This window comes from Pseudomonas palleroniana (assembly GCF_022836895.1).
Lineage (GTDB): Bacteria > Pseudomonadota > Gammaproteobacteria > Pseudomonadales > Pseudomonadaceae > Aquipseudomonas > Aquipseudomonas palleroniana.
In genome coordinates this window covers 1,816,120-1,832,508 of the sequence record NZ_CP092411.1, presented here as the reverse complement: position 1 = coordinate 1,832,508, position 16,389 = coordinate 1,816,120, and the positions used below count along the sequence as shown (strand labels likewise).

Below are 16,389 nucleotides of genomic sequence, written 5' to 3'. Positions count from 1 at the left end.
GGCTTGCTCCCGATAGCGGTGGGTCAGCTACAGATAAGCTGGCTGAACCACTGCAATCGGGAGCAAGCCCCTCCCACACTGACCCAGCCAAATAATAAGAAACCGGAGAACAACCATGTCTCTCAGCGTGTTCGACCTGTTCAAGATTGGCATCGGCCCCTCCAGTTCCCACACCGTCGGCCCGATGCGCGCCGCCGCTCGCTTTGTCGAGGGGCTCAAGCGTGACAACCTGCTGAGTGCCACCGCCTGCGTCAAGGTGGAACTCTATGGCTCCCTCGGCGCCACCGGCAAAGGCCACGGCAGCGACAAGGCCGTGCTGCTGGGCCTGGAAGGCGAACACCCGGATACCGTGAATACCGACACCGTGGCTGCCCGCCTGGCCCACATGCGCCAGGATGGCCGCCTGAATCTGCTCGGTGAACACAGCATTGTGTTCAACGAGAAAGAACACTTGGCGATGATTCGCAAACCCCTCGCCTACCACCCCAACGGCATGATCTTTCGCGCCTTCGACGCCGCCGGCATCCAGATCCGCAGCCGCGAGTACTACTCGGTCGGTGGTGGTTTCGTGGTGGATGAAGACGCGGCCGGCGCCGACCGGATTGTCGAAGACGCCACGGCCCTGACCTTCCCGTTCAAGAACGCCAAGGAGTTGCTGGGCCATTGCACCACCTATGGGTTGTCCATCAGCCAGGTGATGTTGACCAACGAAAGTGCCTGGCGGCCCGAAGTGCAAACCCGCCTCGGCCTGCTGAAGATCTGGCAGGTGATGCAGGACTGCGTGGACGCCGGTTGTCGCAACGAAGGGATTTTGCCCGGTGGCTTGAAGGTCAAGCGCCGTGCGGCCGCCCTGCACCGGCAGTTGTGCAAGAACCCGGAGTCCTCGCTGCGCGACCCACTGTCGGTGCTCGACTGGGTCAACCTCTACGCCTTGGCGGTCAACGAAGAAAACGCCAACGGCGGGCGCGTGGTCACGGCGCCCACCAATGGTGCAGCCGGGATCGTGCCGGCGGTGCTGCATTACTACATGCGCTTTATTCCGGGCGCGAATGAAGATGGCGTGGTGCGCTTTCTGCTCACCGCCGCCGCCATCGGCATTTTGTACAAGGAAAACGCCTCGATCTCAGGCGCCGAAGTCGGTTGCCAAGGCGAGGTCGGCGTGGCCTGTTCCATGGCGGCCGGCGCGTTGTGCGAGGTATTGGGCGGCACGGTATCCCAGGTAGAAAACGCCGCCGAGATCGGGATGGAGCACAACCTCGGCCTGACCTGCGACCCGATCGGCGGGCTGGTGCAGGTGCCCTGTATCGAGCGCAACGCGATGGGCTCGGTCAAGGCGATCAATGCCGTGCGCATGGCTTTGCGTGGCGATGGGCAGCACTTTGTGTCCCTCGACAAGGTGATCCGCACCATGCGCCAGACCGGCGCCGACATGAAAAGCAAATACAAGGAAACCGCCCGTGGCGGTTTAGCCGTCAACATTATCGAGTGCTGACGCCCCACGGCGCGCCGGCACGTTTTTCAGGAGCTGAATATGTCCACCGAAACCCTGTTGAAAACCCCACTGCATGCGCTGCACATCGAACTCGGCGCACGCATGGTGCCCTTCGCCGGCTACGACATGCCGGTACAGTACCCGTTGGGCGTGATGAAGGAGCACCTGCACACCCGTGAACAGGCCGGGTTGTTCGACGTGTCCCACATGGGCCAGATCCGCCTCACCGGCGCCAATGCCGCCAAAGCCCTGGAAACCCTGGTACCGGTCGACATCATCGACCTGCCGGTCGGCATGCAACGCTACGCGATGTTCACCAATGAGCAAGGCGGCATCCTCGACGACCTGATGGTGGCCAACCTGGGTAACGACGAACTGTTCCTGGTGGTCAACGCCGCCTGCAAGGACCAGGACCTGGCGCACCTGCGCAAGCATATCGGCGAGCAGTGCAGCATCGAGCCGCTGTTCGAAGAACGCGCCCTGCTGGCCCTGCAAGGCCCGGCGGCAGTGAAGGTGTTGGCGCGCCTGGCGCCGCAGGTCACCCAGATGACTTTCATGCAGTTCGCCAGCCTGCGCCTGCTGGGCGTGGACTGCTATGTCAGTCGCTCCGGCTACACCGGTGAAGACGGCTTCGAAATCTCGGTGCCGGCCGCCAACGCTGAAAGCCTGGCCCGCAGCCTGCTGGCCGAAACCGAAGTACAGCCCATCGGCCTGGGTGCCCGCGACTCGCTGCGCCTGGAAGCCGGCCTGTGCCTGTATGGCCATGACATGAACACTGACACCACGCCGATCGAAGCGAGCCTGTTGTGGGCGATCTCCAAGGCTCGTCGGGCCGACGGCGCACGTGCCGGTGGGTTCCCCGGCGCAGATCGCATCTTCACCCAGCAGCAAACCGGCGTGAGCCGCAAGCGCGTTGGCCTGCTGCCCCAGGAGCGCACACCGGTGCGTGAAGGTGCGGAAATCGTCGACGCCCACGGCACCGTGATCGGCAGCGTGTGCAGCGGTGGCTTTGGTCCAAGTTTGGGCGGCCCACTGGCCATGGGTTACCTGGACAGCACACACACCGCACTGGACACCGAAGTCTCTGCGTTGGTGCGTGGGAAAAAGGTGCCACTTCGTGTAAGTAAAATGCCATTTGTGCCACAACGTTACTATCGTGGCTGAGTGACTGTTCCTATAAGTAACGCGGTTGCGTTAACGTGCACTAAACTGTAACGCAACCGCCATAAAACAGTGCATTGACGATAGTCAATGCACTAGAAGTAAACCTATAACAAGTGATCCTTTCTATCGAATAAGCCAACCGGGCACTGTTGATCAAAGTGTCATGAAGCCAAGCAAAACCTGGGCTTTTGGCGGGGCTTGTATTTTCTGTCTTAGTTGGCGTAGAGTTTGGTTACTGTGTTTGCATGGGTCGCTTTGAACCTGGACCTGGGCAGTAGCCAAAGTTTGCTACAACCCGTTCGACGTCTCTTACTTTCCTGCAACTCAGCCCAGTACTCTTTCATGTGAAAGGGGCTGTCATTAATTTTTAGCGTCAAAGGAAAGAAGAAAATGTCAGATCGTCAGAGCGGCACCGTCAAGTGGTTTAACGACGAAAAAGGGTTTGGTTTTATCACTCCAGAAAGCGGTCCGGATCTGTTCGTGCATTTCCGCGCTATCCAGGGCAACGGCTTCAAGAGCCTGAAAGAAGGCCAGAAAGTCACCTTCAAAGCCGTGCAGGGCCAGAAAGGCATGCAGGCTGATGAAGTACAAGCAGAAGGCTGATCCTTCCTGCGACAAAAAGCCCCTGATGGTGACATCAGGGGCTTTTTTATGCGCGTTTGTTCGTAGAATGGCTTTTTTATCTTGAGAGCCCTGCCATGTCCAAACCCCTGCTGAGTCCCCAAGGCGAATTCCCCGCCGTTGGCCTGGGCCGTCGACTGGCAGCAATGTTCTATGACTTCCTGCTGTGCACCGCCCTGCTGATCGTTACGGCGTTCATCTACAAGCTGGTGTGGATCGCCTTTATCGGCGAAGCCAGGATGCGCACCCTCACCGAGTCCGGGGCACTGGACGGTGACCCGTTGCTGTCGACCCTTCTGTTCTTTGTGCTGTTTGGGTTCTTCGCCAAGTTCTGGACCCATTCGGGGCAAACCCTGGGCATGCAGGTGTGGGGCGTGCGCGTACAAAACGCCGACGGCTCACGCATCAGCCTGTGGCAGGCGCTGCTGCGCTTTGTGGTAGCGATTGCGTCGTGGTTGTGCGTAGGGCTGGGGTTTGTCTGGTCGCTGTTCGACAAGCGTAAACGCAGCTGGCATGACATCTATTCGGATACGCAGTTGGTGCGAATCCCGAAGCAAAAGAAATAATCCCAGGGACACCTATCAACTGTGGGAGGGGCAAGTCCCCTCCCACAGTTTGACCCGACTCAAGTCAGGCGTTACCGGCCAGTTTGAGACGCGCTGCCTGGGTGAAATCCAGCATGCGCTTGAGCGGCCGCACGGCCTGCGGGATCACCGAAGGCTCGACGAAGATCTCATTGCTGCCCTCACGCAGGCATTGCAGCGTGCGTTCCAGCGTGTTCATCGCCATCCATGGGCAGTGTGCGCAACTACGGCACGCGGCACCGTTGCCGGCGGTAGGCGCTTCGACAAAGACCTTGTCCGGGCACAGCTGCTGCATCTTGTAGAAGATGCCGCGGTCGGTGGCGACGATAAAGGTCTTGTTCGGCAAACGCTGGGCAGCGGCAATCAGTTGGCTGGTCGAGCCCACGGCGTCGGCCAGCTCGATCACCGACGTCGGCGACTCCGGGTGCACCAGGATGGCGGCATCCGGGTACAACGCCTTCATGTCCTCCAATTGCTTGGACTTGAACTCTTCGTGGACGATGCAGGCACCGTCCCACAGCAGCATGTCGGCCCCGGTCTGGCGCTGGATGTAGGTGCCCAGGTGCTTGTCCGGCCCCCAGATGATCGTCTCGCCGTTGTCCATCAGGCTTTCGACGATTTCCAGCGCGCAACTTGAAGTCACGACCCAGTCCGCCCGGGCCTTGACCGCCGCCGAGGTGTTGGCATACACCACCACGGTGCGTTCGGGATGCTGATCGCAGAACGCCGAAAACTCATCCACCGGGCAGCCCAGGTCCAGGGAGCACGTGGCTTCCAGGGTCGGCATGAGAATGCGCTTTTCAGGGGTGAGGATTTTCGCGGTCTCGCCCATGAAACGCACACCGGCGACCAGTACGGTCTTGGCCGGGTGAGCGGCGCCGAAGCGGGCCATTTCCAGGGAGTCGGAAACGCAGCCACCGGTTTCTTCGGCCAGGGCCTGAATCACCGGGTCACAATAGAAGTGGGCAACCAGCACCGCGTCTTGAGCTTTAAGCTCAGCGGCGATGGCGGTTCGCAGGCTCGCCTCTTCATCGGCGCTAAGGGCCTTGGGCTGCTTGGCGTCGAGGTGGGCTTGAACCAGTAGGCGTTCGGAAATTTGCGTCATGTTCGCAAGACCTGCAGGCGCAGTTGCGCGAAAGTCGAGTGTACCACCGGCTCTGGAGCCCTTCGGGCACCGCCGGACGAAGTGATTGTATTCATCAAGCACGGGTGAAGCTGCGCAAGGCTACAGAATATCCAATGGATTCAAAAGCCTAATCTGGCTTTCTAAAGGCGCGCCTGTCGGGCAATAACGGCGGGGCCGTCCTGCAGCAGAATCGAGTCTTGCAGACTGGCCGGGATTTCCTGGGATTTTTTGCCGGCCCGGGCCGCATGCTCAAACAGCGCCAGGTAATCGCGCCTGGACGAACCTCCGAAATTGACAGCGCGGGCGGCAACATTGACGCAAAAGAGCCATATTCGAACTGGTTGATTGCCGTAGCCCTGCTCAGAAGCGGCAAGCAGTGGGTCAGCACACTGCCGATAAACGCGGCGATTAAGATGATTCAACGCAACAATCAAAACCATCCCGCAAGCTACTTCCCGCCAGACTCTCCCGAGAACAAAGACCAAAAAGGCATAAACCCAGCCTGAGCGCACCAAAACTGTGCGATTTTTTACTAAATAACGCGGCATTCCTCACGTTTTTTGCAATAAATCCTACAACCCATGTAACAATTCGTTTAATGATGGCTCAAGTATGGCAAGTCCCCCGGCTTCACGATTTGGCTCAGGGGCATCGTTTGTGTGATTACGTTAAGGAAGTCGAGTGCCGAGTCAGCCCTCAACCGAACGCCTGTGGGGTATCCAGAAACTGGGCATCGCCCTGCTCTGCCTGTGCGCGCTACCGGCAGGTGCCGCCGATGGGCCGCAGCCCGATCTGGAAGCCCTGCGTTTGCAGCAACAACAACAGCGCGACCTGCAGCAATTACAACTGGAACAGCGCCAGCGCCAACTGCAACGCGGCAGTTTCGCTCCCGCCGTGGCAACGCCGGCCTTGCCTGCGACCGCCAAAGATGAGCGTTGCTGGCCCCTGAGCGGCACGCGCCTGGCCGGTGTCACCTTGTTCAGCAAGGCGCAGTTGAACAAACGCATCGAGCCCTACGTGGCCCCCTGCATGGGCGTCGCCCAGATCAACCGCCTGTTGGCCGAGATTACCCGCCTGTATGTCGCCGCCGGCTACATCGCCAGTCGTCCGTACCTGGTCAGTAAGCCGATTGCCGGCCAGCCGCTGGCGATTCACGTCGAAGAAGGCTACCTCGAAGCCATCGAACTGGCCGACCAGAGCCTGCCGGTGTCGCTGGGCGGAGCGTTCCCCGGCATGCTGGGCAAGCCGCTGAACCTGCGCGATCTGGAACAGGGCCTGGACCAACTCAACCGCCTGCGCTCGGTCGACCTCACCGCCGACATCGCACCAGGCAGCGCGCCCGGCGCCTCGCGCATCCTCCTGCGCCCACGCAGCAGCGCCTCGCGCTGGGCGCTGGGGCTTGGGCTGGATAACCTCGGCAGCGCCGGCACCGGGCGCGATCGCAACGCCGTCAACCTGAGCCTGGACAGCCCACTGGAGCTCAACGACTCGCTCAACCTGAGCTTCAGCGACACCCTCAACCATGGCCCGCGCTACAGCCGCAGTCACAGTCTGTTTTATTCGATCCCCTACGGGTACTGGACCTACAGCCTGTTCGCCAGCCATGTCGAATACCGCTCGCCCTATACCGTCGGCCGCACGACGCTCTACAACGGCGGGCGCACCGATCAGGTCAGCCTGCGCAGCGACCGGGTGTTGTGGCGCGACCAAGGCCATCAACTCAGCGCCAACCTGCAATTGGCCTACAAGGACGTCGACAGCTACCTGCAAAAAGCCCATCTGGAGATTCAGAGCCCCACGCTGACCGTGGCCCAGGCCGGGGTGAACCTGTTCTGGCTCAACAGTGCCGTGTGGAACCTCGACGTCAATTACGCCCAGGGCCTGACCTGGTTCGGCGCTGATCGTGACGCTGACTCAACACAGAAGAATCTGCCCAAGGCGCAATTTCACAAGTACCGCGCCAACCTGACTCAATGGCGCAACGGCCAATGGGTCGGGCAACCGTGGCAGTGGCAGAGCCAGTTATCCGCGCAATACAGCCCCGACGCGTTGCCCGCTATTGAACAACTGCTGGGCACCGACGATTCGGCGGTACGTGGCTATCGCGAAAACAGTGCGTCCGGCGCCATCGGCGCGCTGTGGCGCAACACCCTGAGCCTGCCGCTCAACAACAACTTGCCAGTGAAGATCACCCCGCGACTTGGCCTCGACAACGGCTGGGTCAAGCGTGAACACGGTGCCCCGGGACAACGCCTGAGCGGTGCCAGTGCCGGGCTCAACCTGAGCTGGAAGAACGTACAGCTCGACTTCGATTACCAACGCAGCCTCAACACACCCGCAGGTTTCGGCCAGGAGCCCGAAGTCTGGCTGACACGCCTCAGCCTGCAGATTTAACCCGGATCAGCCTGAAACAACCGCTGCACCTGACCACCACAGTGACGTTGCAACGAACAACGCACGTTGCGGATCAGCCAACACAGAGCGAAATTTTATATGCCCAATGACACCCCCACGTTTCACCTCTCTCCCCAGGGCAAACTGCGCTGGGCCATCGCCAGCCTGTTCCTGCTGCCCCAACTGGTACTGGCCGGTGGCGTGATCGTCGCCGAAGGGCCCGGCGGTACACCGCAACTGCAAAACCAGGGCGGCGTGCCGATCGTCAACATCGTCGCGCCGAATGCCGGCGGCCTGTCGCATAACCAGTTCCTGGACTACAACGTCGACCGCCAGGGCCTGGTGTTGAACAATGCCTTGCAGGCCGGCCAATCCCAGCTCGCCGGGCAGTTGGCGGCCAACCCGCAGTTCCAGGGCCAGGCGGCCAGTGTGATCCTCAATGAAGTGATCAGCCGCAACGCCTCGAACCTCAACGGCGCCCAGGAGATTTTCGGCCACGCCGCCGATTACGTGCTGGCCAACCCGAACGGTATTTCCGTGAATGGCGGCAGTTTCATCAACACCCCGAATGCCAATCTGGTGGTGGGCCACCCAGAACTCAACGACGGCAAACTGCAAGCCTTGAGCACCCGCGACGCCCACGGCCAACTGACGGTGCACGGCCAGGGGCTGCAAAACCGCGAAGGCTCGATCAACCTGATCGCGCCGCGCATTGACAGCGACGGTCGCCTCAGCGCCCGTGACCAATTGAACCTGACGGTCGGCCGCAACCAGGTCGACTTCGCCAGTGGGCAAGTCCGCCAGGTGGACCCGGCCGGCAAGGCCCAGGACCAGCGTATCGACGCCAGCCTGTTCGGTGCGATGCAGGCCGGGCGCATCAACATCATCAGCACCGCCGAAGGCGCGGGCGTGCGTGTGGGTGGGGTGCAAGTGCAAGGCCGCGACGGTGTGAAGATCAGCTCGGCCGGCGACCTCGATATCAGCGGGCAGGTCCACGCCAACAGCCTCGACGCTACCCGTGCCGGCGTGCAGAGTCATCAGGGCGATGTGGACGTGCATGCAACCCGGGACTTGAGCCTGGCCGCCGCCGATGTCGGCGGGCGTAATGTCAAACTCGATGCCGGACGCAACCTGACCCTCAGCAGCCTGGAAAGCCGCAAGCTCCAGCAAAAGCGTGAGCAGTGGAACAACAGCAACTTCCTGTTCACCTACGAAACCTACGACCGCACCACCACCGACAACGACTCGCGCCAGCACGGTAACAACGTCGTCGCCCAGCAGGATGCTGCACTGTCGTCCGGCGCCACCACCCAGATCAACGCCAGCCATGTGAACGCGGGGGCGGACTTGCGCGTCAACAGCGGCGCCGACCTGCAGGTGAATGCCGCCACCGAAACCCATGAAACCACCGATCAAGGCAAGCATCGCAAGCACCTGTGGACAGCCAACTGGGACAAGTCCACCCGCGAACAACGCAGCGTCACCAGCAACCTCAAGGCCGGCAATGCGCTGGAACTGAACAGCCAACAGACCCTGCAATTGCAAGGCGCCGAGCTGAAAACCCCTGGCGACATTCAATTGGCCGCCCGCCACGTGGCTATCACCAGCGCCGCCCGCACTCAGAGCAGCAGCGACAATGCGTACTCCGGCGACCTGGTCGGCGGCAGCTTCTTCGGCCAGAACGGCGATGGCAACCAAGGCAAGACCTTGAACACCGCGAGCCAGGTGAATGCCGACGGCAGGTTGATCGTCAAGGCGGACGACGTCCGCATCAGTGGCAGCCAGGCGCGGGGCGGCAAACAGGCCAGTGTCATCAGTGACAAGGGCTCGCTGGTGATCGACGGCGTACAGAACACCTCCCACGACAATCGCTACAGCAACGACAGCAAGTTCTTCGGTATCTCCAAAGATGAAAGCCGCAAGAACCTCAAGGACAGCACGGTCGTCGCCAGCCACCTGCGCTCGGACAGCAACCTGAAGCTGCAAAGCGCCAAGGACATCGAAGTCAGCGGCTCAAAAGTCTCGGCCGTCGCTGAACTGCAGGCCGATGCCAAGGGTGATATCAAGATCGCGTCGGCTGAAAATACCGCCCACGACACTACCGGCACGCACACTCGCGGTTTTGACGCTTACGCCAAGGAAACGGCCCCTGGCACCCGCCAGTACCGGGCGGGCGTGAACTATGCAGACCAGCAGCAAACCCACAAGACCGATACCACCCGGCAGCAGGCTTCCAGCCTCAGCGGCGGCAGCCTGGTCGTGACGGCCGGGGGCGATGTGAGCATCCAGGGTTCCGACCTCAAGGCCACCGGCGGCGATGCGACCTTGAGCGGTAAAAATGTCGAACTGTTGGCGACCGACGACACCGTCCACAGCGACACGGACAAGACCACCCTCAGCGGTGGCGTCTACTACACCGGCGGCCTGGACAGAGCCGGTAACGGCGCACAGTTCAGCCATCAAAGCAGCCACGACACCCGCAGCACGACCACGGCGCAAACCAGCAGCCTGGCGGCGACGGGCAAACTGACCGTCAACGCCGGCAACACCCTCACCAGCCAGGGCGCACAGGTCAAGGCCGGTTCCGAGTTGCAGGTCAACGCCGGCCAGGTCGATAACCAGGCGGCGCACAACAGCCAGACCAGTACCCACAAGGAGAATGGCTGGACGGCCGACATCGGCGCCAATCTCGAATACCGAGGCCTCACCCGGCCAATCGAAAAAGCCGTCGAAGGGGTAGCCCAGGCCAAATTCCATCAGCCTGGCCTGCTGGATGCGCTCGAACAACCCAACGTCGGGCTGGATGTGGAAGTCGGCCATACCCACAAGACCGGCACACAGCAGGACAGCACAGCGGTGGTCAGCCAGTTCAGTGGCGGTGCGGTGCAGGTCAACGTCGCGGGTAAATTGCAGGATGAAGGCACTCAATACCAGGCCACCCAGGGCGCGCTGAAGATCCAGGCTGACGAGCATGTCGCCACGGCGGCGACCGATACCCACAGCAATAGCGAGCAGGGTGTAGACGCCAAGGTTGGCGTACGGGTCTATACCACCACCGGTGAAGACCTGAACGTGCGTGGCAGCGGCAGTGGCGGCAGCAGCGATGTGCGCGAATCGCGCAGCACAGCGGTGGTTGGCAGCTACGTCGCCACTCAAGGCGTTAACATCGAGGCCAAGGGCGACGCGCGGTATGCAGGCAGTCAATTCGATGGCGGCCAGGCGGGCGTCAACCTCAAGACGGGCGGTGAGTTGGCGCTGAATCAGGCCAACGACAGCCAAAGTACCGCCAGCAACAGCCTGCGCGGCAGTGGTTCGCTGACGGTCGGCACGGCGCCAGGCACCAGCGGTACCAACGTCAACCTCGGTGCCGGCGTGCAATTGGACCACAAACAGCTGGACACGCAAGACAGCCAGGCCCGGGTTGCAACGATTCAGGGCAGCGGTCCGATCCAACTCAGCAGCGGCGGCGACATGACCCTGCAAGGCACCCGGATCGGTAGCAGCACCGATAAAACCGGCGACATCAGCCTCAGTGCCGGCGGCAAGCTGGACCTGCAAGCTGCCACCCACACCCATCTGAGCCATGGCAACAACCTGGGCGGCGGCCTGACCGTCGGCGCCGGCAAGACCAGCAGCGCCGAAAGCAGCAGCACGACCGGCAGCCTGAGCGCCAATTTCAACCTGGGCAAGGTGGCGGAAAATGATAGCGGCGTGAGCGTCGGGCAGTTGCACAGCAACGGCAATGTCGCCCTGCACAGTGGCGCCGGCGCAACCGATGCCATCCACTTGCAAGGCACTCAGGTGACGGCGGCCAGCGTCAATCTCACTGCGCAAAACGGCGGCATCCTGCAAGAGTCGGCGCAATCCACGCAGGCCCACAACAGTTGGGGCGTGGCTCTGGGCGCGGGCGGCAGTGGCGGAACAACCACCTTGGCCGATGCCGGTGAGCACGACACCCCCAAGACCCAGCACGGCATCAATGCGCGGGCCAAGGTCGACGTAGACCACCTGCAAGGCACCACGCAACACAACAGCCTGGTCAAGGCGGCTAACGTGGTCATCGACAGTGCCGGTGATACCCGCCTGGCAGGGGCACGTATCGAAGCCGATCAGGTGAGTGGCAACGTGGGCGGCGACCTCATCGTCGAGAGCCGCAAGGACCAGGTCAACAGCACCCAGGTCAATGTCGACGCCAAGCTCGATGTCGAGAAGAACCAGCCCGGCGTGGTCAACAAGCTGGCCAAGGCCACCGGCCCGCTCAAGGACAAGGTGCAGGCCAAGGCGGAAGGTGCGTTCGACAAGCACCGGGAGAAGCTCGAAAACGCAGTCGACAAAGGCGTCGACCACCTGGCGTCGGCCAAGGACAGCGTGGTCAACGCCAAGGAACGTTTGGCTGAAAAACTCACCCGCAGCGGCAGTTACGACGTCAACCCTGAGCCCCGCGGAGCCTTCGGCACTCGCGTGGACCAAGCCAAGGCCTACCTCGCCGACAAGAAGGATGCGTTGGGAACTCGCCTGTCCAGCTTCAAAGACAAGGTTTGGCCAAAAACCAGTGACAGCTACACCGTCAGCGGCAAGAACACCACCGGCAGCTCGGTGGCTGATACCACGCAAAACGTGCTGTTCGGTGACAAGAGCGGCAACACCAACTACACCCCTACGCTGAACCTGGACGTCAGCCATGTGGTCAAGGACAGCGTCGCTCAGGCATCGGGCATTCTCGGTACCCACGGCGTCAGCCTGCAGGTGAATGGCGATACTCGCCTCACAGGCAGCCGGATCAGCGCGCAGAACGGCATGGTCGATCTGGGGCGGTCCACGGTCACGGCGACAACCTTGGCAGGTAGCGACTATCGCGCCGATCTCGGGCTGAATCTCTCGAAGTCACCGGTCAACCTGCTGTTGGGTGCCAAGGACGAACTGACGCAGAAACAGGACGACGCCACGCGCAAGGATCAGGCATTCAACCTGGGGCCGCTGCGGGTCGGCGGGCACAGTGATAGCCAGGCGTTGCAGGCCGGGATCGATCAGGGCATCAACTAAGTAGCACTGCTTCGGTGGAAATGGGCAAGCCTGGCTCCACCGAAGCAAACATTTCTAAATGTTTCTTCATAAAGCCAATCGGTCATTAAACAGACATATATCAGGAATTAAATCGTCACGTCTTAGACAGGTGGACCCTTCCACTTACCCCTTCCCACGAGGTGTTGTCGTGATGTTGCCGACTAAAAAAAGTCTGTCTGTTTTGTTGACCGCCCTGTGCCTGAGCGGCGTGGCCCACGCCACTGACGTGACCGGTGCCGGCTCCAGCTTCGTCTACCCGGTGCTGTCCAAGTGGTCCCAGGACTACAGCAAAACCTCCAGCAACCGTATCAACTATCAATCGATTGGCTCCGGTGGCGGCATTGCCCAGATCAAGGCAGCGACCGTTGACTTCGGTGCTTCCGACGCCCCGCTGTCGGCCGAAGATCTCAAAACCGCCGGCCTGGGCCAGTTCCCCAGCGTGATCGGCGGTATTGTCCCGGTCATGAACGTCGAAGGCCTGACGGCAGGTCAGCTTAAGCTCGACGGCGATACCCTGGCGAAAATTTTCCTCGGTGATATCAAGGCCTGGAACGACCCGGCCATCGCAGCGCTTAACCCCGGCGTGAAACTGCCAAGCGCAAACATCACCGTCGTGCACCGTTCCGACGGCTCCGGCACGTCGTACAACTTCACCAACTACCTGGCCAAAGTCAGCGACAGCTGGAAAACCAAAGTGGGTTTCGGCACCACCGTACCCTGGCCGGTCGGCGTTGGCGGCAAGGGCAACGAAGGCGTTTCGGCCTACGTGAAGCAGATCAAGAACTCGATCGGCTTTGTGGAATACGCCTACGCCCTGCAGAACAAGATGGCCTACGCCTCGCTGAAGAATGCTTCAGGCAAGTTCGTCGAACCTGACGCCAAGGCGTTCCAGGCCGCAGCCGATACCGCCGACTGGGCCGGCGCCAAGGACTTCAACCTGATCATGACCGATGCACCGGGCGAAGGCGCATGGCCGATCACGGCCACCACCTGGATCATCATGTACAAGCAGCCCAAGAATGCCGAGCAAAGCCAGGCAGCCTTCAACTTCTTCAAGTGGTCCCTGGAAAAAGGCCAGCAACAGGCCGCAGCGCTGGATTACGTAGCACTGCCGTCCTCCCTGGTGACGCGAATCGAAGACTACTGGAAGTCTGACTTCACTCACTGATTCGCCCTGCAACCCCCTTCCTCCTTCACTTGCGGTGATCGAGGAAGGCGGTGAGTACATCTGATATGAACGACACGGTCCAACCCCTGGTTATGCCTACTCACGCGAGCGACACACGGGGCGACAGCCGCGCCGCCCGCGATCAACGCCACGACCTGTGGTTCAAGCGCTCGATGTTTGGCGCAGCCATGCTGGTGTTGGTGTTGCTGGGCGCCATTGCAGCCTCCACGCTCTGGGGCGGAGGCTTGGCGTTCAAGACCTTCGGTTTCGATTTCCTTACCAGCACCGAGTGGGATGCCGTCAATAACCACTTTGGTGCCGTGGTGCCGATTTACGGCACGTTGGTCACCTCGTTCCTGGCTTTGCTGATTGCCGTTCCGGTGAGTTTCGGCATTGCGATTTTCCTCACAGAGGTCGCGCCGCCCTGGCTGAAGATGCCGGTGGCATCAGCCATCGAATTACTGGCGGGTATTCCTTCGATCATCTATGGCATGTGGGGCCTGTTCGTGTTCGGGCCCTTTATGGCCGAACATCTCTCGCCGCTGATCAACGACTACCTGGGTGCCCTGCCCTTTGTCGGCTCGCTGTTCCAGGGCCCGCCACTGGGGATCGGCATGCTGACCGCCGGCATCGTGCTGGCGGTGATGATCATGCCGTTTATCACGTCGGTGATGCATGAAGTGTTTCGCAGCGTGCCCACGCAATTGAAAGAATCGGCCTACGCCTTGGGCAGCACCACTTGGGAAGTGGTGTGGGACATCGTCCTGCCCTATACGCGCTCGGCAGTGGTCGGCGGCATCTTCCTCGGCCTGGGCCGCGCCCTTGGCGAGACCATGGCCGTCACCTTCGTACTGGGCAACGCGCAACAGTTTTCCGCCTCATTGTTGATGCCCAGCAGCTCGATTGCGTCGGTGATCGCCAATGAATTCAGCGAGGCCTACACCGACCTGCACCGTTCCGCGCTGATCGCCCTGGGCTTCCTGCTGTTTATCGTGACCTTCGTCGTGCTGGCGGCGGCGCGGTTGCTGCTGATGCGCCTGTCGCGCAAGGAGGGCCTATGAACACCAACGAACGCCTGTACCGCAAACGTGCGCTGAAAAACGCCGTGGCCATGTTCCTCAGCTGCGGCGCGACAGCCTTCGGTTTGCTGTGGCTGGCGTGGATTCTGCTGACCACCGTCATCAATGGCTTCCAGGCCCTCAACCTGCGCCTGTTTACCCAGATGACGCCACCACCCGGTACCGAAGGTGGCTTGGCCAACGCGTTTTACGGCAGTGCGCTGATGTCCGGGATTGCCTTGCTGATCGGCACGCCCATCGGGTTGATGGCCGGCATCTGGCTGGCGGAATTCGCACGGCACTCGCGCCTGGGTACCACGGTGCGCTTTATCAACGACATCCTGCTGTCAGCCCCGTCGATCGTGCTGGGGTTGTTTGTCTATACCGCCGTTATTCTGCCGCTGAACCAACTGAGCCATCACCAGCTGGGGTTTTCCGCGATCGCCGGTGCCTTGGCCCTGGCGCTGCTGGTGATTCCAGTGGTGGTGCGCACCACCGATGAAATGCTTCAGTTGCAACCCTCGACCCTGCGCGAAGCGGCCCTGGCGCTCGGTGTGCCGCAGTGGAAGTTGACACTGCAGATCGTGTTGCGAGCGGCCAAGGCCGGTGTCGTCACCGGCATCCTGCTCGCCCTGGCCCGGATCACCGGGGAAACCGCGCCCCTGCTATTCACCGCCTTCGGCAACCAGTTCTGGAGCAGCAACCTGCTCAAGCCGATCGCCAGCGTCCCGGTGGTTATCTTCCAGTACGCCATGAGCCCATTCGACGACTGGCACTCGCTTGCCTGGGCCGGCGCCCTGGTCCTGACGCTGTTCGTGCTGGTACTCAGCCTGATCTCTCGCCTGATTCTTTTACGCAATAGGTCCCACTGATGGACACCACCCGTATCGAACCCGAAAAAACCAAAATCCAAGTCCGTGGGCTGGAGTTTTTCTACAACCAGCAACGCTCCCTGAAATCCATCGACATGGATATCCCGGAAAAACGCATCACCGCCATCATCGGTCCTTCGGGCTGCGGCAAATCCACGCTGTTGCGCGTGTTCAACCGCATCTACTCGATGTACCCCAAGCAGGAGGCCCGTGGCGAAGTGTTGCTCAATAACGAGAACATCCTCGCCCCCGGCTACTCGATGAACCGCCTGCGCAGTCACGTCGGCATGGTTTTCCAGAAACCCGTGCCCTTTCCGATGTCGATCTACGACAACATTGCCTACGCCGTACGCCACCACGAAAAGCTCTCACGGCGGGAAATGGATGAACGCGTCGAGCAGGCCCTGCGCGGCGGCGCCCTGTGGGATGAAGTGAAGGACAAACTCAACCAAAGCGCACAAAGCCTCTCCGGCGGCCAGCAACAGCGGTTGTGCATCGCCCGCACCATCGCGCTGCGCCCGCAGGTATTGCTGCTGGACGAGCCCACTTCGGCACTCGACCCGATCTCCACCGGGCGCATCGAGCAACTGATCACCGAACTGAAGACCCAATACACAGTGATCATCGTGACCCACAACATGCAGCAAGCGGCGCGGGTATCGGACAACACCGCGTTCATGTTCATGGGGGAATTGATTGAGTATGGCAATACCGATGAAATCTTCACCAAGCCTAAGATGAAGCAGACGGAGGACTATATTACCGGGCGGTTTGGCTGAAACCCTGCGCGCCGCCCATTGCAGGCGGCGCTTATTCACAAGGCAAAAAAAAACCCGGAAATCCTCA

12 protein-coding genes are annotated in these 16,389 nt (G+C 61.1%); 10 read left to right on the top strand and 2 right to left on the bottom strand.

Features of this window, described 5'->3' with window-relative positions; translation table 11 throughout:
- Positions 1-115 precede the first annotated feature (115 nt).
- The 4 genes from MJP36_RS08305 (at position 116) to MJP36_RS08290 (ending at position 3,843) form a co-directional block, all read left to right on the top strand.
- Complete coding sequence (locus MJP36_RS08305; protein ID WP_104994682.1) at positions 116-1,492, top strand: L-serine ammonia-lyase; 1,377 nt, start codon at positions 116-118, stop codon at positions 1,490-1,492.
- 39 nt (positions 1,493-1,531) lie between these two features.
- Positions 1,532-2,656 (top strand): glycine cleavage system aminomethyltransferase GcvT, encoded by a 1,125-nt coding sequence (gene gcvT, locus MJP36_RS08300; protein WP_060754174.1) that lies wholly within the window; start codon positions 1,532-1,534, stop codon positions 2,654-2,656.
- Between the two features lie 390 nt (positions 2,657-3,046).
- Entirely contained in the window at positions 3,047-3,259 is a 213-nt protein-coding gene (locus MJP36_RS08295) for a cold-shock protein (RefSeq protein WP_034109143.1), read from the top strand.
- 95 nt (positions 3,260-3,354) lie between these two features.
- Positions 3,355-3,843 (top strand): RDD family protein, encoded by a 489-nt coding sequence (locus tag MJP36_RS08290; protein WP_104994683.1) that lies wholly within the window; start codon positions 3,355-3,357, stop codon positions 3,841-3,843.
- A 64-nt stretch (positions 3,844-3,907) separates the two neighbouring features.
- Here MJP36_RS08290 and nadA read toward each other — a convergent pair whose 3' ends face one another.
- Together nadA and MJP36_RS08280 are read right to left on the bottom strand one after the other, a co-directional pair.
- Entirely contained in the window at positions 3,908-4,966 is a 1,059-nt protein-coding gene (gene nadA / locus MJP36_RS08285) for a quinolinate synthase NadA (RefSeq protein ID WP_060754176.1), read from the bottom strand.
- A gap of 161 nt (positions 4,967-5,127) precedes the next feature.
- Positions 5,128-5,535 (bottom strand): hypothetical protein, encoded by a 408-nt coding sequence (locus MJP36_RS08280; RefSeq protein ID WP_244385173.1) that lies wholly within the window; start codon positions 5,533-5,535, stop codon positions 5,128-5,130.
- Between the two features lie 133 nt (positions 5,536-5,668).
- Between MJP36_RS08280 and MJP36_RS08275 the strand changes: the two genes are divergently transcribed.
- The 6 genes from MJP36_RS08275 (at position 5,669) to pstB (ending at position 16,322) form a co-directional block, all read left to right on the top strand.
- On the top strand, positions 5,669-7,381 hold the full coding sequence (locus MJP36_RS08275) for a ShlB/FhaC/HecB family hemolysin secretion/activation protein (protein ID WP_425226332.1): 1,713 nt from the start codon (positions 5,669-5,671) through the stop codon (positions 7,379-7,381).
- Positions 7,382-7,480: 99 nt separating this feature from the next.
- Positions 7,481-12,424: a hemagglutinin repeat-containing protein gene (locus tag MJP36_RS08270; protein ID WP_244385172.1), complete on the top strand. Its 4,944-nt coding sequence runs from the start codon at positions 7,481-7,483 to the stop codon at positions 12,422-12,424.
- A gap of 172 nt (positions 12,425-12,596) precedes the next feature.
- Positions 12,597-13,613, top strand: a complete 1,017-nt coding sequence (pstS, locus tag MJP36_RS08265) for a phosphate ABC transporter substrate-binding protein PstS (RefSeq protein WP_244385171.1) — start codon at positions 12,597-12,599, stop codon at positions 13,611-13,613.
- Between the two features lie 65 nt (positions 13,614-13,678).
- A complete protein-coding gene (pstC, locus tag MJP36_RS08260; RefSeq protein WP_104994687.1) occupies positions 13,679-14,674 on the top strand; it encodes a phosphate ABC transporter permease subunit PstC in 996 nt (331 codons plus the stop codon).
- A complete protein-coding gene (gene pstA, locus MJP36_RS08255) occupies positions 14,671-15,543 on the top strand; it encodes a phosphate ABC transporter permease PstA (RefSeq protein WP_244385170.1) in 873 nt (290 codons plus the stop codon). The genes pstC and pstA overlap by 4 nt, the downstream gene beginning before the upstream one ends.
- Positions 15,543-16,322, top strand: coding sequence for a phosphate ABC transporter ATP-binding protein PstB (gene pstB / locus MJP36_RS08250; protein ID WP_161549378.1), 780 nt, complete (start codon positions 15,543-15,545; stop codon positions 16,320-16,322). Before pstA ends, pstB begins: the two co-directional genes overlap by 1 nt.
- Positions 16,323-16,389: the final 67 nt, after the last annotated feature.

Bases quoted from the DNA above. Each gene is read 5' to 3' on its own strand.
- MJP36_RS08295 (WP_034109143.1), top strand. From the start codon at position 3,047: ATGTCAGATCGTCAGAGCGGCACCGTCAAGTGGTTTAACGACGAAAAA.
- pstS (WP_244385171.1), top strand. From the start codon at position 12,597: ATGTTGCCGACTAAAAAAAGTCTGTCTGTTTTGTTGACCGCCCTGTGC.
- MJP36_RS08305 (WP_104994682.1), top strand. From the start codon at position 116: ATGTCTCTCAGCGTGTTCGACCTGTTCAAGATTGGCATCGGCCCCTCC.
- gcvT (WP_060754174.1), top strand. From the start codon at position 1,532: ATGTCCACCGAAACCCTGTTGAAAACCCCACTGCATGCGCTGCACATC.
- MJP36_RS08270 (WP_244385172.1), top strand. From the start codon at position 7,481: ATGCCCAATGACACCCCCACGTTTCACCTCTCTCCCCAGGGCAAACTG.
- nadA (WP_060754176.1), bottom strand. From the start codon at position 4,966: ATGACGCAAATTTCCGAACGCCTACTGGTTCAAGCCCACCTCGACGCC.
- MJP36_RS08280 (WP_244385173.1), bottom strand. From the start codon at position 5,535: ATGCCGCGTTATTTAGTAAAAAATCGCACAGTTTTGGTGCGCTCAGGC.
- MJP36_RS08290 (WP_104994683.1), top strand. From the start codon at position 3,355: ATGTCCAAACCCCTGCTGAGTCCCCAAGGCGAATTCCCCGCCGTTGGC.
- pstA (WP_244385170.1), top strand. From the start codon at position 14,671: ATGAACACCAACGAACGCCTGTACCGCAAACGTGCGCTGAAAAACGCC.
- pstC (WP_104994687.1), top strand. From the start codon at position 13,679: ATGAACGACACGGTCCAACCCCTGGTTATGCCTACTCACGCGAGCGAC.
- pstB (WP_161549378.1), top strand. From the start codon at position 15,543: ATGGACACCACCCGTATCGAACCCGAAAAAACCAAAATCCAAGTCCGT.